The organism is Aureibaculum marinum (assembly GCF_003813905.1).
Lineage (GTDB): Bacteria > Bacteroidota > Bacteroidia > Flavobacteriales > Flavobacteriaceae > Aureibaculum > Aureibaculum marinum.
Genome location: NZ_RPFJ01000006.1, coordinates 342017 through 359627, shown reverse-complemented (window position 1 = coordinate 359627; position 17611 = coordinate 342017). Strand labels below are relative to the sequence as shown.

Here is a 17611-nt window from a genome sequence, read left to right as displayed (position 1 = left end):
TTTTAGAACAATGCAATTTAAGCATCCAGAATTACTTTACGCTTTATTTTTGCTGGTTATTCCCGTTTTAATTCATCTATTTCAACTACGCAAATTTCAAAAAATTCCTTTTACCAATGTCAAGTTTTTGAAAGAAGTAGAGTTACAAACTCGAAAAAGTTCACGTCTCAAAAAATTTTTAGTTCTATGTACTAGATTATTACTTTTCACTGCATTAATTTTTGCTTTTTCTCAACCTTTTAAATCTACTTCTAAAACCGATGGGCAACTAGAAACTTCAATTTACCTAGACAATTCATTCTCTATGCAAGCCAAGGGAAAACAAGGAGAATTATTAAAAAGAGCTGTTCAAGATGTTTTGGAAAACACCCAACATTTAGAAAACGTTAATTTGTATACCAACAATAACGTATTTAAAAATTTATCTTCAAAAGAATTAAGAAATACTTTATTAGATATTGATTATTACCCAATTAAAACAAATTTATCTTCTATAATACACAAAATAAACAGTACAATTAAAACCTCTAATAGTTCAAACACCATCTTTTTAATATCTGATTTTCAAAAACATAATACAGAACAAAAAGTACAAATTGACACTTCAAGCAACTATTATATTTCTCAATTGCAACCAGAAACAACATCAAACATTAGTATAGATAGTGTTTATATATCTGAGCAAAATAATGAAGCCATTTATTTAACTGCTACCATTAAAAATTATGGTAATACAAAAAAAAACGTTTCGGTAAGTCTGTATAATAACAATATACTTTCAGGAAAATCAACTGTTAACATTGCTAACAAGCAATCAGAAAATATAATTTTTAATATCCCTAATACAGATAGCTTTACTGGTAAACTTCTTGTAAAAGACGAAAACCTAACTTTTGATAATGAATTATTTTTTATTATTGACAACCCAGAAAAAATTAATGTGGCGGCCATAGGCTCTAATAACACCTTCTTGTCAAAAATTTATACCAATGATAAATTCAATTTTACTTCTACCACTTTAAATAATTTTGACTACAATGAGCTAAGTAAATATAATTTACTGATTTTAAACGAATTAAAAACAATCCCTAATTCTTTAAGTAATGCTCTAAAAGCCTATTCAGAAAACGGAGGTAATCTAGTTTTTATTCCTGCTATTGATGCTGATTTAGAATCTTACAACAATCTGTTTTCATCATTAAACATTGGTTCTTTACAAAGCTTGACAGAATCTGAAATTTCTGTAACAACTATAAATTTTGCCCATCCATTGTTAAAAGGAGTATTTGAAAGGCAAATTACAAATTTTCAATATCCTAAAGTAAAAAGTAGTTACAATGTTAATTTTAATAGTGCTAGTACAATTGTTGATTTTGAAAATGGAAAGTCATTTATTTCACAAATAACTACTAATAAAGGTAAAATTTACTGGCTGGCATCTTCTCTATCAAATGACAATTCAAATTTTAAGAATTCGCCATTAATCGTGCCTATTTTTTATAATTTTGGTTTATATAGTCACAATTCATCTCAGTTGTACAATACTATTGGTAATTTAAATACTATTGAAATACCAGAAAAACTTTCTAAAGATGAGGTCTTACACTTGGTACAAAAAAATAAAAAATATATACCATTACAACAAATAAATTCCGATCGTGTAGTTATTACAACAGAATTTGAACCCAATAAAAGTGGTTTTATTAAAGTATTACATAATGAAAATGAAATTGGAAAAATTGCTTATAACTATGATAGATTAGAAAGCGATTTAAACTATATTAATGTCATGGATTATTTTGGAAATACACCAAACATTAATTACTCAACTGATGTTAAAGATGCCTTTTTAAACCTATCAAAAAACACTAAAACAACAAGCTATTGGCAATGGTTTTTAATAGCATCTTTACTGTTTATAATCATTGAAATATTAGTACTCAAATTATTATAATTATGAATCCTCAATGAGGAGATTTACCTTATGTTACTAAAGTTTTTTTAAGGTAACATAGTAAAATAAATAACTTATGAATATTCTTATAAAATCAGCTAAAATTATTGACAGTCAAAGTCCTTTTCATTTAAAAACTCAAGATGTTTTAATTGAAAAAGGAATAGTTACAACCATTGCTTCAACAATAAAAAACACAAATAATATAAAAGAAGTAAAACTCGAAAATTTACATATTTCATCTGGATGGTTTGACTCAAGTGTTTCTTTTGGGGAACCAGGTTTTGAAGAGCGTGAAACAATTGAAAATGGATTAAAGGTTGCTGCTAAAAGTGGTTTTACTGCAGTGGCCATGAATCCTAACACATATCCAGTTCTTGACAATAAATCTGCAGTAGAGTTTTTAATAAATAAAGCCAACGGGAATATAGTAAATTTATACCCTATTGCTAATTTAACTCAGCAAGCTAAAGGATTGGATTTAGCTGAATTGTATGACATGTATAATTCAGGAGCCATAGCTTTTGGAGATTATAACAAATCCATAAACAATGCTAATTTAATGAAATTAGCACTACTCTATGCTCAAAATTTTGACGGACTCGTAATAAGCTTCCCTCAAAACAATTCATTAAGTAATAACGGATTAGCTAATGAAGGAGAAACCTCTACCAAATTAGGCTTAAAAGGAAATCCAGCTATAGCAGAAGAATTGCAAATTGCAAGAGATTTATTTTTGTTAGAATATACCGGTGGCAAATTACACATTCCTACAATTACAACAGAAAAATCAGTAAAATTAATAGCAGATGCTAAGAAAAAAGGATTAAATGTGACATGTAGTGTTAGTGCTCATCATTTATTTTTAACTGATATTGAATTGGAAGAGTTTGACACCAATTACAAAGTTTCACCTCCTTTAAGAACTAAAAAGGACATTAATGCACTAAAAAAAGGAATAATAAATGGTACAATTGATATGATTACATCAGATCATAATCCGATAGATATTGAAAACAAAAAAATAGAATTTAAAAATGCTCTTGACGGAACAATAGGGTTAGAGAGTTTTTTTGGTGCTGTAAATAAACTATTACCCTTAGAAAAAACAATAGAATGTATAACAAATGCTCCTAGAAAACGTTTTAACCTTAAAAATGAAACAATTACTATAGGCAAAACTGCGAATTTAACACTTTTTAATCCAGAGTTGGAGTATGAATTTAATAAAGAAAACATAGTTTCAACCTCAAAAAATTCAGCTTTTTTAGGTAAAAAATTAAAAGGAAAAGTATATGGTATTTTTGCCAATAATAAATTAACAATCAATTAATTTTATAATATATTTGCATTTAAACAACAAAAACTTAAATTAGAAAAACATGGAAAACAATGCTACTGTACAAGAAGGAAAGACTACTGCAATTATTTCATACTTATGGATAATAGGTTTAATAATTGCATTTATTATGAATAATGATAAAAAAAATACTTTTGCTTCATTTCATATTAGACAAATGATTGGACTATCAATACTATCGCTTTTAAACACATTTGTTATTGGAAGATTTGCTGGTTATTATGTAACCAGTATAATTGGAATTGCATTGTTTGTTCTTTGGATTATTGGTCTTATCGGTGCAGTTCAAGGTGAAGAAAAGAAAGTTCCATTGTTGGGAGATATGTTTCAAGATTGGTTTAAATCTATAGGATAAGTAAATTAAATTTTATATTTATAAACCACGCTAATAGCGTGGTTTTTTATTTATCCTTAGGTCATTTTAGTATCTTTACACACAAAATAATAACTTAATAAATGAATTTATCCTTAGAATATTTAGTAAGAAAACCTAAAGTTAATATAGAAAAACCTCCATTGCTAATTATGCTTCACGGTTATGGCAGTAATGAACAAGACTTGTTTTCATTTGCTAACGAATTACCAGATGAATTATTAATTATAAGTGCTAGAGCCCCTTTAACAATGGCTTATGGTAGCTATGCATGGTATACTATTCATTTTGACAATACAGATGGTAAATTTTCTGATACCAATGAAGCTCTAGAAGCTAAGGAAATTATTAATACTTTTATTGATGAAATAATAAATAATTACGAGGTCAATTCTAAAAAAGTATTTTTATTAGGTTTTAGCCAAGGAACCATATTAAGCTATTCAGTAGCCTTAAATTACCCTGCTAAAGTACAATATGTAATTGGTTTAAGTGGCTACATTAATAGTGATTTACTTCCTAAAACTTTGAATAAAGAAAATTATAAAAATTTAGAAATTTATAGTTCTCATGGCTCTGTAGATCAGGTTATTCCTGTAGAATGGGCTAGAAAAACTAAACCTTTTTTAGACCATTTAAACATCAAAAATAATTATGAAGAATTTCCTGTGGGGCATGGAGTAGCCCCACAAAATTTCTATAACTTAAACCAATGGATTAAAGAAAGAATTTAATCTATAACTTTTTATGCTTATCTTAGTCGTCAACTAATTAAAGATGAAAAGATTAAGCTCTATAATTTTAATAGTTTTTCTCCTAATATCTTGTGATAGCACAGAAGATAAAACTGAAAATACGAAAACCAATACTATTATGTTTTCAGTAATTGGAGATGTACCTTATGGTACTACACAACGTGACGGGCTTATAAATTTAATTGAAAAACACAATGCACAAAACGATTCAGAGTTTGTTGTACATGTTGGTGATATAAAAAAGGGAAGCGAACCTTGTGATGAAAATGCATATATAGACATCAATGCTATTTTAAAGAAATTTACAGTTCCTACTTTTATAGTATTAGGTGATAATGAATATAATGATTGTGACAATCCTAATCAGGCTTTCATTTTTTGGAAATCTCATTTTTTAAAGTTTCACGAAAATTGGAATTTCCCATATCCTATAACCTATCAAACCAATAGAACTGAAAATTTTAGTTGGGTTCAAGACAAGATATTATTTATTGGATTAAATATTGTAGGTAGTTCTGTCCATGATGAAAATGAATGGCAAAAACGCTTAACAGATAATGGAAATTGGGTAAAACAATTATTAGAAATACATAAAAAACACATTGAAGCAACTGTTATATTTGCCCATGCCAATATAATAGAAGCTGGTTCTAAAAAATTTGAACCATTTACCAACCTATTTAAAGCTTCTGCAAAAACATTTGAAAAACCAATATTATTTTTAAATGGCGATGGTCATTTTTGGATAAAAAATAATCCTTGGGAAGAAAAAAACATTACAAGAGTTCAAATAAATGGAGGTGTTGATGCTTTAAAAGTTATCATAAACCCCAATTTAGAAAATCCTTTTTCTTTCGATAATAGTTTTTTAGATTAAGAACTCTATCTTTAATGTTAAATATAATAAACTGGAAAATTTAAATAATTTAAAATTTGATACTATTATTGTTGGATCTGGTGTTGGAGGTCTTTCAACTGCAATTTGTTTGTCTAGAGCTGGGCAAAAAGTTTTAGTATTAGAACAACACGATGTACCTGGTGGTTGGTGTCATAGCTTTTACCTTAATGGATATCGTTTTACTCCAGGTGTTCACTATATTGGTTTATTAGGAAAAGGAGAAGCAACAAGTTTACTATATGAAGGTCTTGGTATAGCTAATGATTTAGTTTTTTACAAAATGAATCCCAATGGCTATGAACATTGTTGGATTGGAGACAAAAAATTTGATTTTCCTGCAAATATTAATGATTTAAAACATTCACTTTCTGTCCGTTTTCCTGAAGAAAAAAAACAAATACATAAGTATTTAACACTTGTTGAAAATGTGTCAACTGAATTGCAACTTATTCCCAAATTAAAAGGTTTTTGGCAACACCTTACCATACCTTATAGAACCAGACATATGGGCAAATATGCCCTTTTCAGTCTAAAAAAAGTTATCAATTGGCACATTAAAAATCCTTTATTAAAAAAAATATTAAATATTCAATATGGTGATCATGGCTTACCGCCATCAAAGGCTCCTTTTCCCTTACATTGTGCGGTTATGGGACATTATTTTAATGGAGGTTATTATCCTATGGGAGGTGGAGGTGCCATTGTAAAAGCAATGACTAAAAGTATAAAAAATTATGGCGGTAAAGTACGAACTAACCATAGTGTAAAATCAATAGTATTAGAAGGTATTAAAAAGAAAAAAGCAATTGGTGTAGTTCTTGAAAATGGACAAAAGGTATTTGCTAATACAATAGTTTCTAACGCAGATCCTGGAATTACTTTTCTTAACTTAATAGGTAAAAAAAACATAAGTACTAAGCTTTTAAATCGATTAAATAAAACTAAGTATTCATGCACTTCTTTAATGCTATTTTTAACTGTTGATATGGATTTAAAAAAAGCGGGAATAGATTCTGGAAATATTTGGATGATGCCTAATAAAAATATGGATGATTTATATGACGACATGCAAAAAGTCAATATTTTAGATGGTGAAGAGTTTTCAGGATTATTTATTAGTTGTACCACCCTAAAAGACCCTGCAAGTTTTGATGGGCGTTATCACACCATGGAAGTAATTACCTACATTAATCACAACTCATTTAATCAATTTAAAAATGAAAAAGACAGGAAAAGATCTGCCAAATATAAAGACTTCAAAAATCTGTTGATTGATAAAATTTTACGATCACTGGAAAAGGTAGTTCCAGGAATTTCAGACAACATTGTTTATAAAGATTTAGGCACTCCATTAACTAATAAATTCTATATCAACTCAACAAATGGAAATGTTTATGGTACCGAAAAAAACTTTAACCAAATTGGTCCGTTTGCTTATAAAGCTAATACAGAAATTGAAAATCTCTATTTATGTGGTGCAAGCATTTTATCACACGGAGTAGCCGGTGCAAGCTATTCAGGAGTAGAAACTGCAGCCACTATTTTAGGGTGTAAACAAGATGATTTATTGAAACCTGATAGCACACAAAACATACAAATATATGAAGCCGAAAATGATTGTAATTATCCGGAATGGATGAAAAGCAAAATTAAAGCAAAACGAAATAAGCGTTTATTAAAATAATAATACAACATTTTAAACTGTAATTTTTAAACCATCATAAGCCAAAAAAACATTTTTAGGCAATCGTTTCTGAACCTCTTCATGAAAACCCAAACGATGACTTATATGGGTCAAGTACGCTTTTTGAGGTTGTAAATCTTGGATAAAATGAAGTGCATCTTCTAAATTAAAGTGAGTTGGATGTGGTTCTTCTCTTAAAGCATTAACTACCAAAACATCTAAATTATATAATTTTTCCTTTTCTTTATCTTCTATAGATTTAAGATCTGTCAAATAAGCAAAATTATCAATTTTATATCCAAAAATAGGTAACTTTCCATGCAAAAACTCAATAGGTAACACCTCTTTATCTCCTAAGGTAAAATGCTTATTTTCAACCACTTTAATCTCAGCACTTGGAGCTCCTGGATAACGATTTACTTTGGTAAAAATATAATTAAATCGCTGTTCTAAATTACCTATAATTCGTTCTGGAACATATAATGGCAAATTACTCATTTTATGGGAAAAAGGTCTAATATCGTCTAATCCGGCTGTATGATCTGCATGCTCATGTGTAAATAAAATTCCATTAATATTTTTTACCTGCTCTCTAAGCATTTGTTGTCTAAAATCAGGACCACAATCAACAATATAGCAATAGTCATCCCATGTAATCATTATTGAACTACGCAACCTTTTATCTTTTGAGTCATCTGACAAACATACTGGATGATTACAACCAATAATAGGAATTCCTTGTGAGGTACCCGTACCTAAAAAAGTAATATTCATATCAAATGTTTTTACAAAAATAACGTTTAAAATTAAACTATATTAACGTATATTATTACATTTGTACACATAACAAAATAGCTAGAAATGTCAGTTACACTAAAAGGTGATAAGGAAATTGCGAATATCCCTTCAACGAAAAGAAAATCTTTAAAGATAAATCTGAACGATAATATTTACGGAACTTTTGCTGAAATTGGAGCTGGTCAAGAAACTGTGCGTAACTTTTTTAGGGCTGGTGGTGCGTCTGGTACTATTGCCAAAGCGATGTCTGCTTATGACAAAGATTTCTCCGATGCTATTTATGGAGTAGAATCTGATAATAGGTATGTTACTCAACCTAGATTAAAACGGATGCTTACTCACGAAATAGAGTTAATGGAAGATCGATTAAGTAGATCTAAACATCCTGAAAAGTTATTTTTTTCCTATGCTAACACTGTGGCTACAATTGATTTTGCAAAAAAATTTAAAGGTCATGGTTGGGTTGGTATAAAATTTCAATTAGATCCGTTAGAAGATTATAATGAAATAGTCTTACATATTAGATTTAAACAAACAGATGCTCGTTTACAACAAGAAACCTTAGGAGTTTTAGGGGTGAATCTCATTTATGGTGCATTTTACATGAATGATAGACCTAAAGAATTATTAAAATCATTTTATGATAATTTGGATAAAGACCAAATTGAAATAGATATGATTAACTTTTCTGGGCCTCGTTTTATGTATGTTGATAATCGATTAATGAGCTTGCAACTGGTAAAAAACGGAATGACAGATGCTGTAATGTTTGGTCCTGATGGTAATAACTTATTGCCTGCACAAGTGCTCTACAAAAAGAACATTTTGGCTTTACGAGGTAGCTTTAGACCTGTTACTAAAGTGAACATGGATATGTTTGAAAATGCTCAAAAAATGTTCTTGAACGAAAAAACAGTATCTGAAGAAAATGCTAAAATAATTTTTGAAATTACCCTAACTAATTTAAGAGCTGAAGGCGAAATTAATGAACGTGACTTCTTAGACAGAGCAGAATTGCTCTGTTCTTTAGGTCAAAATGTTATGATTACAAACTTTCAGGAATATTATAGACTAGTAGAGTATTTTGCTCAATTTACAAAAGCTAGAATGGCATTGGCAATGGGTGTATATAACCTTGTTCAAATCTTTGATGAAAAATATTATCGCCATTTAAGTGGGGGTATTCTTGAAGCATTTGGTAAACTATTCTTTAAAGATTTAAAAGTATATTTATATCCACTTAAAGATCAAGATTCTGGAGAATTTATTACGAGCGAAACACTAAAAGTACACCCTCGTATGAAAGAATTATATAAATTCTTTAAATACAATGGTAAAATGTTAGATATCAAAAACTTTAATCCTGAAATATTAGATATCTTTTCAAGAAATGTATTACAAATGATTGCTGATGGTAAAGAAGGGTGGGAAGAAATGATACCTGACCGTGTTGCTGAACTTATTAAAGATCATCGTTTATTTGGATATTCTAGTAGAAAGTTTGCAGCTAAGCAAAATAGATAATATAAAAAAGGCCTCGAAATTCGAGGCTTTTTTTTTAATACTTTCCAACGTTCTGTTTCATCCAATTTTCATAAGCAGTTTTTAAAAAAGTTACCTTTTCAGGATATTTATCTGCTAAATTTACTCTCTCACTAGAATCATTAGTTAAGTTAAATAATTTTAAGGTAAAATCATCTGCTATTGGTTTTATATATAAGTTTGAAGGTCTCCCCTTCCAACTATTTTCATTAGTATTGGTTAGTTTCCAATCCCCTTTCCGCACTGCCCAAGTCTTTTGCCATTTCCAAACCAGTAAACGATTTTTTCTAGGCTTTAATAAATTAATTCCATCTAAAGTATCATCGGCTATTTCTATAGCTGCTGCTTTTAATAAAGTAGGCATTATATCTAAAGTAGAAACATAATCGTCCACAACAAGCCCCTCCTCTATTTTTCCTGGCCAACTTATTGCCATAGGTACTCTAATACCACCTTCCCAAATAGAATATTTACCTGCAGTAAGTGGTGCATTATTTGCTCCATTTAATGGGGTTCCTCCATTATCAGAAACAAAAACAATAATGGTGTTTTTATCTAACTTCTCAGATTCTAAAACATCTAAAACTCTACCAATATTATCATCCAAACAATTAAGATTAGCCAAATAATATTTACGTAAATTTTCATCATTTATAGCTCCTAAACGAGAATATTTGTCATAATATGCTGAATAAGTACCTGCTTTATGTTTACCAAATACTACTAAACTATCAGGATCATAATTGGGAATAGCTTCTACATTATATTTATCTAAATACTTTTGTGGTACTTGATGTATTAAGTGATGTACAGAATTATAGGCCAAAGTTAAAAAAAATGGTTTGTCTTTTTTACGTTTGATAAAATCTATAGCCTCATTAGTAAAAATGTCTGTCAGATATCCTTCTTCATAACTTTTCTCATTCATATTATGCATCAAAGGACCTAATAAAGCACTTGTTCCATATGGATCAGGAGTTCTTTCTTTAATTTCTTGCGAATTTAACCAATAATCATGTGCATGAGCCGAAAATCCGAGAAATTCATCATAACCATGATGTAAAGGATATTCACGAACATCATTTCTATGAAATTTTTGTCCTAAATCATTTTTACCAATTCTAGATGTAGTATAGCCAGCATCTTTTAAATATTCTGCCATAGTTTTTACACTATCAGGTAATCCAGGTCCCCAGCTAGCGTGTTTATCCCATCTAAATTGATTTTTCCCTGTTAACATCCCTGCTCTTGAAGGGCTACAAACTGGTGCGGTAGTATACGCTTGTGTAAACACCATACCAGCATTAGCAATTCTAGCCATATTTGGTGTTGAAATGTCTGAACTTTTATTCTCCAAAGGTTCAAAATCAGCATAACCAAGATCGTCAACTACAATTAGTAAAATATTAGGTTTATCAAGTTCATTTACCTTTTTTTTGGACTTTTCTTTAGTACAAGCAAAGGTAAAAAGTAAAATAGGAATAAGGAGTAAGTTTTTCATTACATCATATTAATTGAAATTTAAAAAATCCTATTCCTTGATATATAAATTTATTTCTTTATTTTTTAATTAAAAAACGTATCGTAAATAAAGTTCAGGAATAGTAAAATTACAATAATTGAAAAGATTAAAATAGCAAGTTTTACAAGCTGTTTTTTGTTTCTGTTTATCTTAATTTTCTTTTTCATTTTAGGTTATATTGCATTATTCCTATAAAATTTGAGCTGCGTGATCTTTAGTTTTTACTTTAGTAATTACATCTACAATAATTCCATTTTCATCAATAACAAAAGTTGTTCGATATATTCCATCAAACTCTTTTCCCATAAATTTTTTTGGCCCCCACACTTTATATGAATTTATAACTGTTTTATCAACATCAGCTAAAAGAGGAAAAGGTAAAGAATTCTTATTTATAAAATTCTCTTGTTTCTTAGCTGTATCTGCACTAACTCCTAATAACTCGTATCCTTTTTCTTTTAAAATGGTGTAATTATCACGTAAATTGCAAACCTCTGCTGTACAACCTGGTGTACTTGCTCTAGGGTAAAAAAACAATACTAATTTTTTTCCTTTATAGTCAGTTAATTTAACTGTTTTACCATTTTGATCTTTAGCTTCAAAATCAGGTGCCTTATCCCCTATTTTTAATGTCGTCATTATTCTTACTTTTGTTAAACTTAAGTTTTACCAAAGTTAATTAAAAATGACTAAAAAAGAAAGTGTTGATTTTGTAATAGAAACATTAGAAAAATTATATCCAGAACCACCTATACCTCTAAAACATAAAGACCCTTACACTTTATTAATTGCTGTACTCCTTTCAGCACAGAGTACCGATGAAAGAGTAAATACCATTACTCCTATTCTATTTGCTAAAGCGAATAATCCTCATGATATGATTAAATTAAGTGTAGATGAAATTAAAGAAATTATTAGACCTGTAGGACTATCCCCTATGAAATCTAAAGGAATTTATGGCTTATCACATATACTAATTGACAAACATAATGGAAAAGTTCCTCAAAATTTCGAAGATTTAGAAGCATTACCTGCTGTAGGTCATAAAACGGCTTCTGTTGTAATGAGCCAAGCCTTTAACATTCCAGCCTTTCCGGTAGATACTCATATTCACAGATTAATGTATCGTTGGAATCTAAGCTCTGGGAAAAATGTAATACAAACAGAAAAGGATGCAAAAAGATTATTCCCAAAAGAGTTATGGAATAAGTTACATTTACAAATAATATACTATGCTAGAGAATATTCACCAGCACGAGGATGGAATTTGGAAAAAGATATAATTACCAAAACCATAGGAAGAAAAAGTGTAATTGCTAAATATTATAAAGATAATAACAAGAATTAAACTCAAAAAAATTCTAAAACAAATTTAATTGGTATCAAATTCTATAAAAATACATTTAACTTCACTTGTTTAACAAAATGCTAATTATCAATATTTTAACAGTCTTAAAGATTAAAAATATAACACTATTATAAACTAGCTATTGAGAATAAAATAAATATCCCGCTCTAAAAAGCAGGATAAATTCGAATAAAACTTCTCACAAAAAGAAGGCTTGTAATTTCTTACAAGCCTTCTTTTTTAATTCAAATTAAACAACATTTTTTTATCTTCTTTATTCTTTACTACTTCAATGGATTTCGAGTAATTTAAAATAAATGAGATTGTACTTTTTTTAGGGGAAAGTTGTTTATTCAACAACTCTTCAGTGTAAATTTTCTTCATATATACTAAAATTAATATGTTAGGGTTAAGTATATAACGAAGAAAAATCTACATTATTGTTAATTAGTCAAAACTATTTTATTTTTTTCAATAATTTTTCTCAAATTAATCAAAGCATAACGCATTCTTCCTAAGGCCGTATTAATGCTAACCCCTGTATTTTCAGAGATTTCCTTAAAACTCATGTCTCTATAAATACGCATTATTAAAACTTCTTTTTGATCTTCAGGTAATTCTTCAATTATCCTTCTTACATCAAAATGTATCTGATTTTTTATAATTTCTTTTTCCGCGTTTAAAGAAGAATCACTTAAAACTGAAAAAATATCAAATTCTTCTGTATTTTTAAAAGATGGCATTCTATTGCTTTTTCTAAAATGGTCAATAACCAAATTATGTGCAATTCTCATCACCCAAGGCAAAAATTTACCTTCTTCATTGTAGTTACCTAATTTTAAAGTTCTGATAACTTTAATAAAAGCATCTTGAAAAATATCTTCTGCGATATCTCTATCTAGTACTTTCGAATAAATAAAACTGTAGATTTTTTGTTTGTGACGACCAACTAAAATTTCTAATGATCTTTCACTACCATTAATGTAGTTTTTAACTAAGACGCTATCGTCTAACTTTTGTTTTTGCATAATTCCCTTTTGTTTGTTAATGAAGCTATGAGACTTCGTTAATTGTTTATAAAGTAGAACTATACTATAAGCGTTGTTTTTTTAGTTAAAGGGGAAACTAGTTCCTTATTATTTTCATTCAATTGGTTAGATTGAACGGGACAAATATAATGACAAACTTTTTAATAAAACAAATTTTTTTCAAAAATATTTTATTCAACACCCTAATTTTTTTCAAAAATAAGTCACTATATTTGTCGCTATTTCATATTTTAAAAGGCTTCCGTGAAGATAGACAATTTAAATCCAAAAGAACAAATAATTATAAAAAAAGCTGCTTTACACAATTTAAAAGATGTAAACGTAGCTATTCCTAGAAATAAATTAGTAGTAATTACAGGGTTATCTGGCTCAGGAAAATCTAGTTTAGCCTTTGACACCTTATATGCAGAAGGCCAACGCCGTTATGTAGAGAGTTTATCCTCTTACGCTAGACAATTTTTAGGAAAATTGAATAAACCAAAAGTAGAATATATAAAAGGTATTGCCCCTGCAATTGCTATTGAACAAAAAGTTAATAGTACCAATCCACGTTCTACAGTTGGTACTTCTACAGAAATTTATGATTATTTAAAACTTTTGTTTGCCAGAATTGGCAAAACCTATTCTCCCATCTCAGGTAATAAAGTAAAAAAAAATACAGTTTCTGATGTAATTGATTATATTAAGACATATGATGAAGGAAGTAAGCTCTTGTTGCTATCTCCTATTTATATAGATAAAAATAGAACATTAAAAAAAGTTTTACAAATTTTAGAACAACAAGGCTATTCTAGAATAAAAATTAATAATGAAGTTGTTCGAATTAGTGATTTTACGCCAGGTGACCAAGATAACTTCAAATTAGTTGTAGATAGAATTGTAGTAAAAAATGATGAAGACTTTTACAATCGATTAGCCGATGCTATAGAAACGGCTTTTTTTGAAGGTAAAGGTGAATGTATAATTGAAGATTTATCAACTCAAAAAGAACATATATTTAATAATAAATTTGAACTTGATGGACTTTCTTTTTTAGAACCTAACACTCATTTATTTAGTTTTAATAATCCTTATGGAGCCTGCCCAACTTGTGAAGGATATGGAAATGTTATTGGAATTGACAATGATTTAGTAATTCCAAATACATCTTTGTCTATTTATGATGATGCAATTGTACCATGGAGAACTGAATCTTTTTTAGAATATAAAGAAGCTTTGATAGATAATGCTTATAAATTTGATTTTCCAATTCATAAACCTTATTTTCAACTAACTGATAAACAAAAGCAATTGCTTTGGGATGGCAATAAATATTTTCATGGTCTCAATACATTTTTTAAACATATAGAAGAGAAAACTTATAAAATTCAGTACCGTGTTATGCTTTCACGTTATCGTGGAAAAACCAAATGTAAGGATTGTAATGGTAAGAGGTTACGAAAAGAAACATCTTATATAAAAATAAATAATACCTCTATTACTGATTTAATTGACCTTCCAATTGACGAAGTATTGAGCTTTTTTCAAAATTTAAAACTTTCAGATCACGATTATAATATAGCCAAAAGATTATTGAAAGAAATTAATAACAGACTTCAATTTTTATCAGATGTTGGATTAAATTATTTAAGTTTAAATCGTGCTTCAAACACGCTATCAGGTGGTGAAAGTCAACGAATAAATTTAGCAACCTCTTTAGGGAGTAGTCTTGTGGGGTCAATGTACATTTTAGATGAGCCAAGCATTGGCTTACATTCAAAAGATACCGAACGTTTAATTAAAGTTTTAAAAGGATTACGAGATTTAGGCAATACCGTAATTGTGGTAGAACATGATGAAGATATTATGAAAGCTGCTGACTACATTATTGATATTGGTCCAGAAGCCGGAACCTTTGGAGGAGAAGTAGTAGCTTATGGTAGCTATAACGATATTTTAAAAACAGATACTTTAACGGCCAACTACCTAAAAGGAACTTTAAAAATAGACGTTCCAGAAAAAAGAAGAAAAGCCTCTAATTTTATTAACATTATAGGTGCAAGAGAGCATAATTTAAAAAATATTGATATTCAGTTTCCACTTAACACATTAACAATGATTACAGGGGTATCTGGAAGTGGTAAAAGTACTTTAGTGAAAAATATTCTCTATCCAGCTTTACAAAAAAGTTTATTTAATTACGGAGAGAAGCCTGGACAATTTACAACTATTGATGGAAATTTCTCATCTATAAAAAGTGTAGAATTTATCGACCAAAATCCTATAGGTAGATCTAGTAGATCAAATCCTGCTACATATATAAAAGTATATGATGATATCCGGGCTTTATTTACGCAACAAAAATTGTCTAAATTAAGAAATTATAAAGCCAAACATTTTTCATTTAATGTAGATGGTGGAAGATGTGATACTTGTAAAGGTGAAGGTGAAGTAACCATTGGAATGCAATTTATGGCTGATGTTCATTTACCATGTGAAGTCTGTAAAGGAAAACGCTTTAAAAAAGAAATTTTAGAAGTTCAATTTGAAAATAAATCAATTTCTGATGTTTTAGAAATGACCATTGACGAAGCTACTGCGTTTTTCAATCTTCATAAACAAAAAAAAATTGTAACAAAATTAAAACCATTACAGGACGTAGGCCTTGGTTATGTTCAGCTAGGACAAGCCTCTTCTACCCTATCAGGAGGTGAAGCCCAGCGTATAAAACTTGCCTCTTTTTTGGTAAAAGGAGACACAAAAGATAAAGTATTATTTATTTTTGATGAACCCACTACCGGATTGCATTTTCACGATATAAAAAAACTATTAGCATCTTTTAATGCTCTGATTGAAAAAGGACATACTATTATAGTTATTGAACATAATATAGATTTAATTAAATGTGCTGATTATATCATTGATCTCGGTAAAGATGGTGGAAAAAATGGAGGTAATTTATTATTTCAAGGAATACCTGAAGACTTGATAAAAGTTAAAGAATCTTATACAGGTAAGTATTTGGCAGAAAAATTAAACTAAATGATAACCTAAAAAAGCAGTATTTATAAATCAAATAGTCGCCTGTGATTTTTAAACATGCTTTAAAAGAATAATTTTTTTAGTCTAATAAAATATCTAAAAATTCACTATCCTCAAAAGTATCATCTTCTAATTGTGTTTGTCTAAGTATAACTATGTCTTTCGATGGTATTAAATACATTCTATTTTTTCCAGAACCTAAACCTGCAATAATTTCTGTATATCCATTATAATAAATCATTCCTCCTGCTGATCCGTCAGGTGCAGAATCATTTTCATTAAACCCATATCCGTCAACTAAGTTTAACCAAACAAAGTTTCCGTGTCCAGGATTAGGACCTTTGGGTATATACATTTCTTTCAATAAATCTGATTGTATTATCTGAACCCCATTCCATTTTCCTTCATTCAATAAAAACTGTCCATATTTCACCCAATTTCTTGGAGTAATAGTACATCCATTAGGAATATTTGGATTTCCTGCCTGATCATAATTCCAGCTTTCATATTCTAATCCAATTTTTTCAAAAATCTCGGTTTCAAGATATTCTAATGGGTTTTTTGAAATACCACTACTCTTTAACTTTCGCTCCAAAAAAACTCCAAAAACGTAATAATTACTTGGACCATAAGAAAATTTACTATTTGGCGTATTTATCATTTTTAATTCATCTACTACATACTGATAGGTATTACTTGTATTTGATATAGTTAAAAAATCTTGAGAAAGACCTGAAGACAATGTTAATAAATGCTGTATTTTAATTTGATTTTTGCCTGGATGCAAGTTAACATCTTGCCATTCAGTAATAGTATTGGCAACAAACTCTTCATAATTTAATAATCCTTGTTGTTTTGCTAATGCACAAACTGACATCCAAAAAAGTTTAGTTGCACTATGAATATCTGTTGCTGTATTTTCATCAGCTCCATTATGGTAATTTTCGTAAATAATATTACCTTTCTCCATTATTAAAACGGAACTGCCTCCTTTTTCCTTAGAATAATATGCCGAATTTGTTAACTGTTCAACAGTAAAAGTTTCTTCAGTATCTATTAAAGCATCATCATTTTCATCACATCCATAAAAAACAACTAAAACAACTAAAAAAGAAAAAAGATATGTTTTTATCGCATCCATAGATTTTTTAGTTTATACGCTTTGACTATTACTTTTACTAAAGGTTTAAAATAGCAAAAAGAATTATTTTATGAACTCCTTCATTTATGGTTATTTAACATAAAACAACGATTCATTTAATATAAAGTCCAAAAAAAAAAAGTTGAACTAGAGTTCTAATTCAACT

Annotated in this window: 14 protein-coding genes; 9 read left to right on the top strand and 5 right to left on the bottom strand. The window is 28.9% G+C overall.

From position 1 onward, the window contains the following. Positions 1 to 10: 10 nt before the first annotated feature. The 6 genes from EGM88_RS06205 (at position 11) to EGM88_RS06180 (ending at position 7024) form a co-directional block, all read left to right on the top strand. Entirely contained in the window at positions 11 to 1954 is a 1944-nt protein-coding gene (locus EGM88_RS06205; protein ID WP_123897096.1) for a BatA domain-containing protein, read from the top strand. Positions 1955 to 2030: 76 nt separating this feature from the next. After that, positions 2031 to 3287, top strand: coding sequence for a dihydroorotase (locus EGM88_RS06200; RefSeq protein ID WP_123897095.1), 1257 nt, complete (start codon positions 2031 to 2033; stop codon positions 3285 to 3287). A gap of 49 nt (positions 3288 to 3336) precedes the next feature. Next, a complete protein-coding gene (locus EGM88_RS06195) occupies positions 3337 to 3669 on the top strand; it encodes a DUF4870 domain-containing protein (protein ID WP_123897094.1) in 333 nt (110 codons plus the stop codon). A 101-nt stretch (positions 3670 to 3770) separates the two neighbouring features. Then, the gene (locus EGM88_RS06190; RefSeq protein ID WP_123897093.1) at positions 3771 to 4421 is read left to right on the top strand and encodes an alpha/beta hydrolase; all 651 of its coding nucleotides are present in this window, start codon (positions 3771 to 3773) and stop codon (positions 4419 to 4421) included. A gap of 43 nt (positions 4422 to 4464) precedes the next feature. Continuing rightward, positions 4465 to 5319, top strand: a complete 855-nt coding sequence (locus EGM88_RS06185; RefSeq protein ID WP_123897092.1) for a metallophosphoesterase — start codon at positions 4465 to 4467, stop codon at positions 5317 to 5319. Continuing rightward, on the top strand, positions 5315 to 7024 hold the full coding sequence (locus tag EGM88_RS06180; protein ID WP_317126536.1) for a phytoene desaturase family protein: 1710 nt from the start codon (positions 5315 to 5317) through the stop codon (positions 7022 to 7024). The genes EGM88_RS06185 and EGM88_RS06180 overlap by 5 nt, the downstream gene beginning before the upstream one ends. Before the next feature lie 12 nt (positions 7025 to 7036). Here the strand turns inward: EGM88_RS06180 and EGM88_RS06175 are convergent, their stop codons facing one another. Next, positions 7037 to 7798, bottom strand: a complete 762-nt coding sequence (locus tag EGM88_RS06175) for an MBL fold metallo-hydrolase (RefSeq protein WP_123897090.1) — start codon at positions 7796 to 7798, stop codon at positions 7037 to 7039. An 87-nt stretch (positions 7799 to 7885) separates the two neighbouring features. On the opposite strand from EGM88_RS06175, the gene EGM88_RS06170 reads away from it, so the two are divergent. Continuing rightward, positions 7886 to 9346, top strand: coding sequence for a TonB-dependent receptor (locus EGM88_RS06170; protein ID WP_123897089.1), 1461 nt, complete (start codon positions 7886 to 7888; stop codon positions 9344 to 9346). 34 nt (positions 9347 to 9380) lie between these two features. Here the strand turns inward: EGM88_RS06170 and EGM88_RS06165 are convergent, their stop codons facing one another. Both EGM88_RS06165 and bcp read right to left on the bottom strand, forming a co-directional pair. After that, the gene (locus EGM88_RS06165; protein ID WP_123897088.1) at positions 9381 to 10865 is read right to left on the bottom strand and encodes a sulfatase family protein; all 1485 of its coding nucleotides are present in this window, start codon (positions 10863 to 10865) and stop codon (positions 9381 to 9383) included. A 210-nt stretch (positions 10866 to 11075) separates the two neighbouring features. Further along, positions 11076 to 11525: a thioredoxin-dependent thiol peroxidase gene (gene bcp / locus EGM88_RS06160; RefSeq protein WP_123897087.1), complete on the bottom strand. Its 450-nt coding sequence runs from the start codon at positions 11523 to 11525 to the stop codon at positions 11076 to 11078. 46 nt (positions 11526 to 11571) lie between these two features. On the opposite strand from bcp, the gene EGM88_RS06155 reads away from it, so the two are divergent. After that, positions 11572 to 12234 (top strand): endonuclease III domain-containing protein, encoded by a 663-nt coding sequence (locus tag EGM88_RS06155; RefSeq protein ID WP_123897086.1) that lies wholly within the window; start codon positions 11572 to 11574, stop codon positions 12232 to 12234. A gap of 443 nt (positions 12235 to 12677) precedes the next feature. On the opposite strand, the gene EGM88_RS06150 is transcribed toward EGM88_RS06155, so the two are convergent. Further along, positions 12678 to 13262, bottom strand: coding sequence for an RNA polymerase sigma factor (locus tag EGM88_RS06150; RefSeq protein ID WP_123897085.1), 585 nt, complete (start codon positions 13260 to 13262; stop codon positions 12678 to 12680). 264 nt (positions 13263 to 13526) lie between these two features. Between EGM88_RS06150 and uvrA the strand changes: the two genes are divergently transcribed. Further along, a complete protein-coding gene (gene uvrA, locus EGM88_RS06145; protein ID WP_123897084.1) occupies positions 13527 to 16304 on the top strand; it encodes an excinuclease ABC subunit UvrA in 2778 nt (925 codons plus the stop codon). Positions 16305 to 16383: 79 nt separating this feature from the next. Here the strand turns inward: uvrA and EGM88_RS06140 are convergent, their stop codons facing one another. Continuing rightward, positions 16384 to 17445, bottom strand: coding sequence for a serine hydrolase domain-containing protein (locus tag EGM88_RS06140; protein ID WP_123897083.1), 1062 nt, complete (start codon positions 17443 to 17445; stop codon positions 16384 to 16386). Positions 17446 to 17611 lie beyond the last annotated feature (166 nt).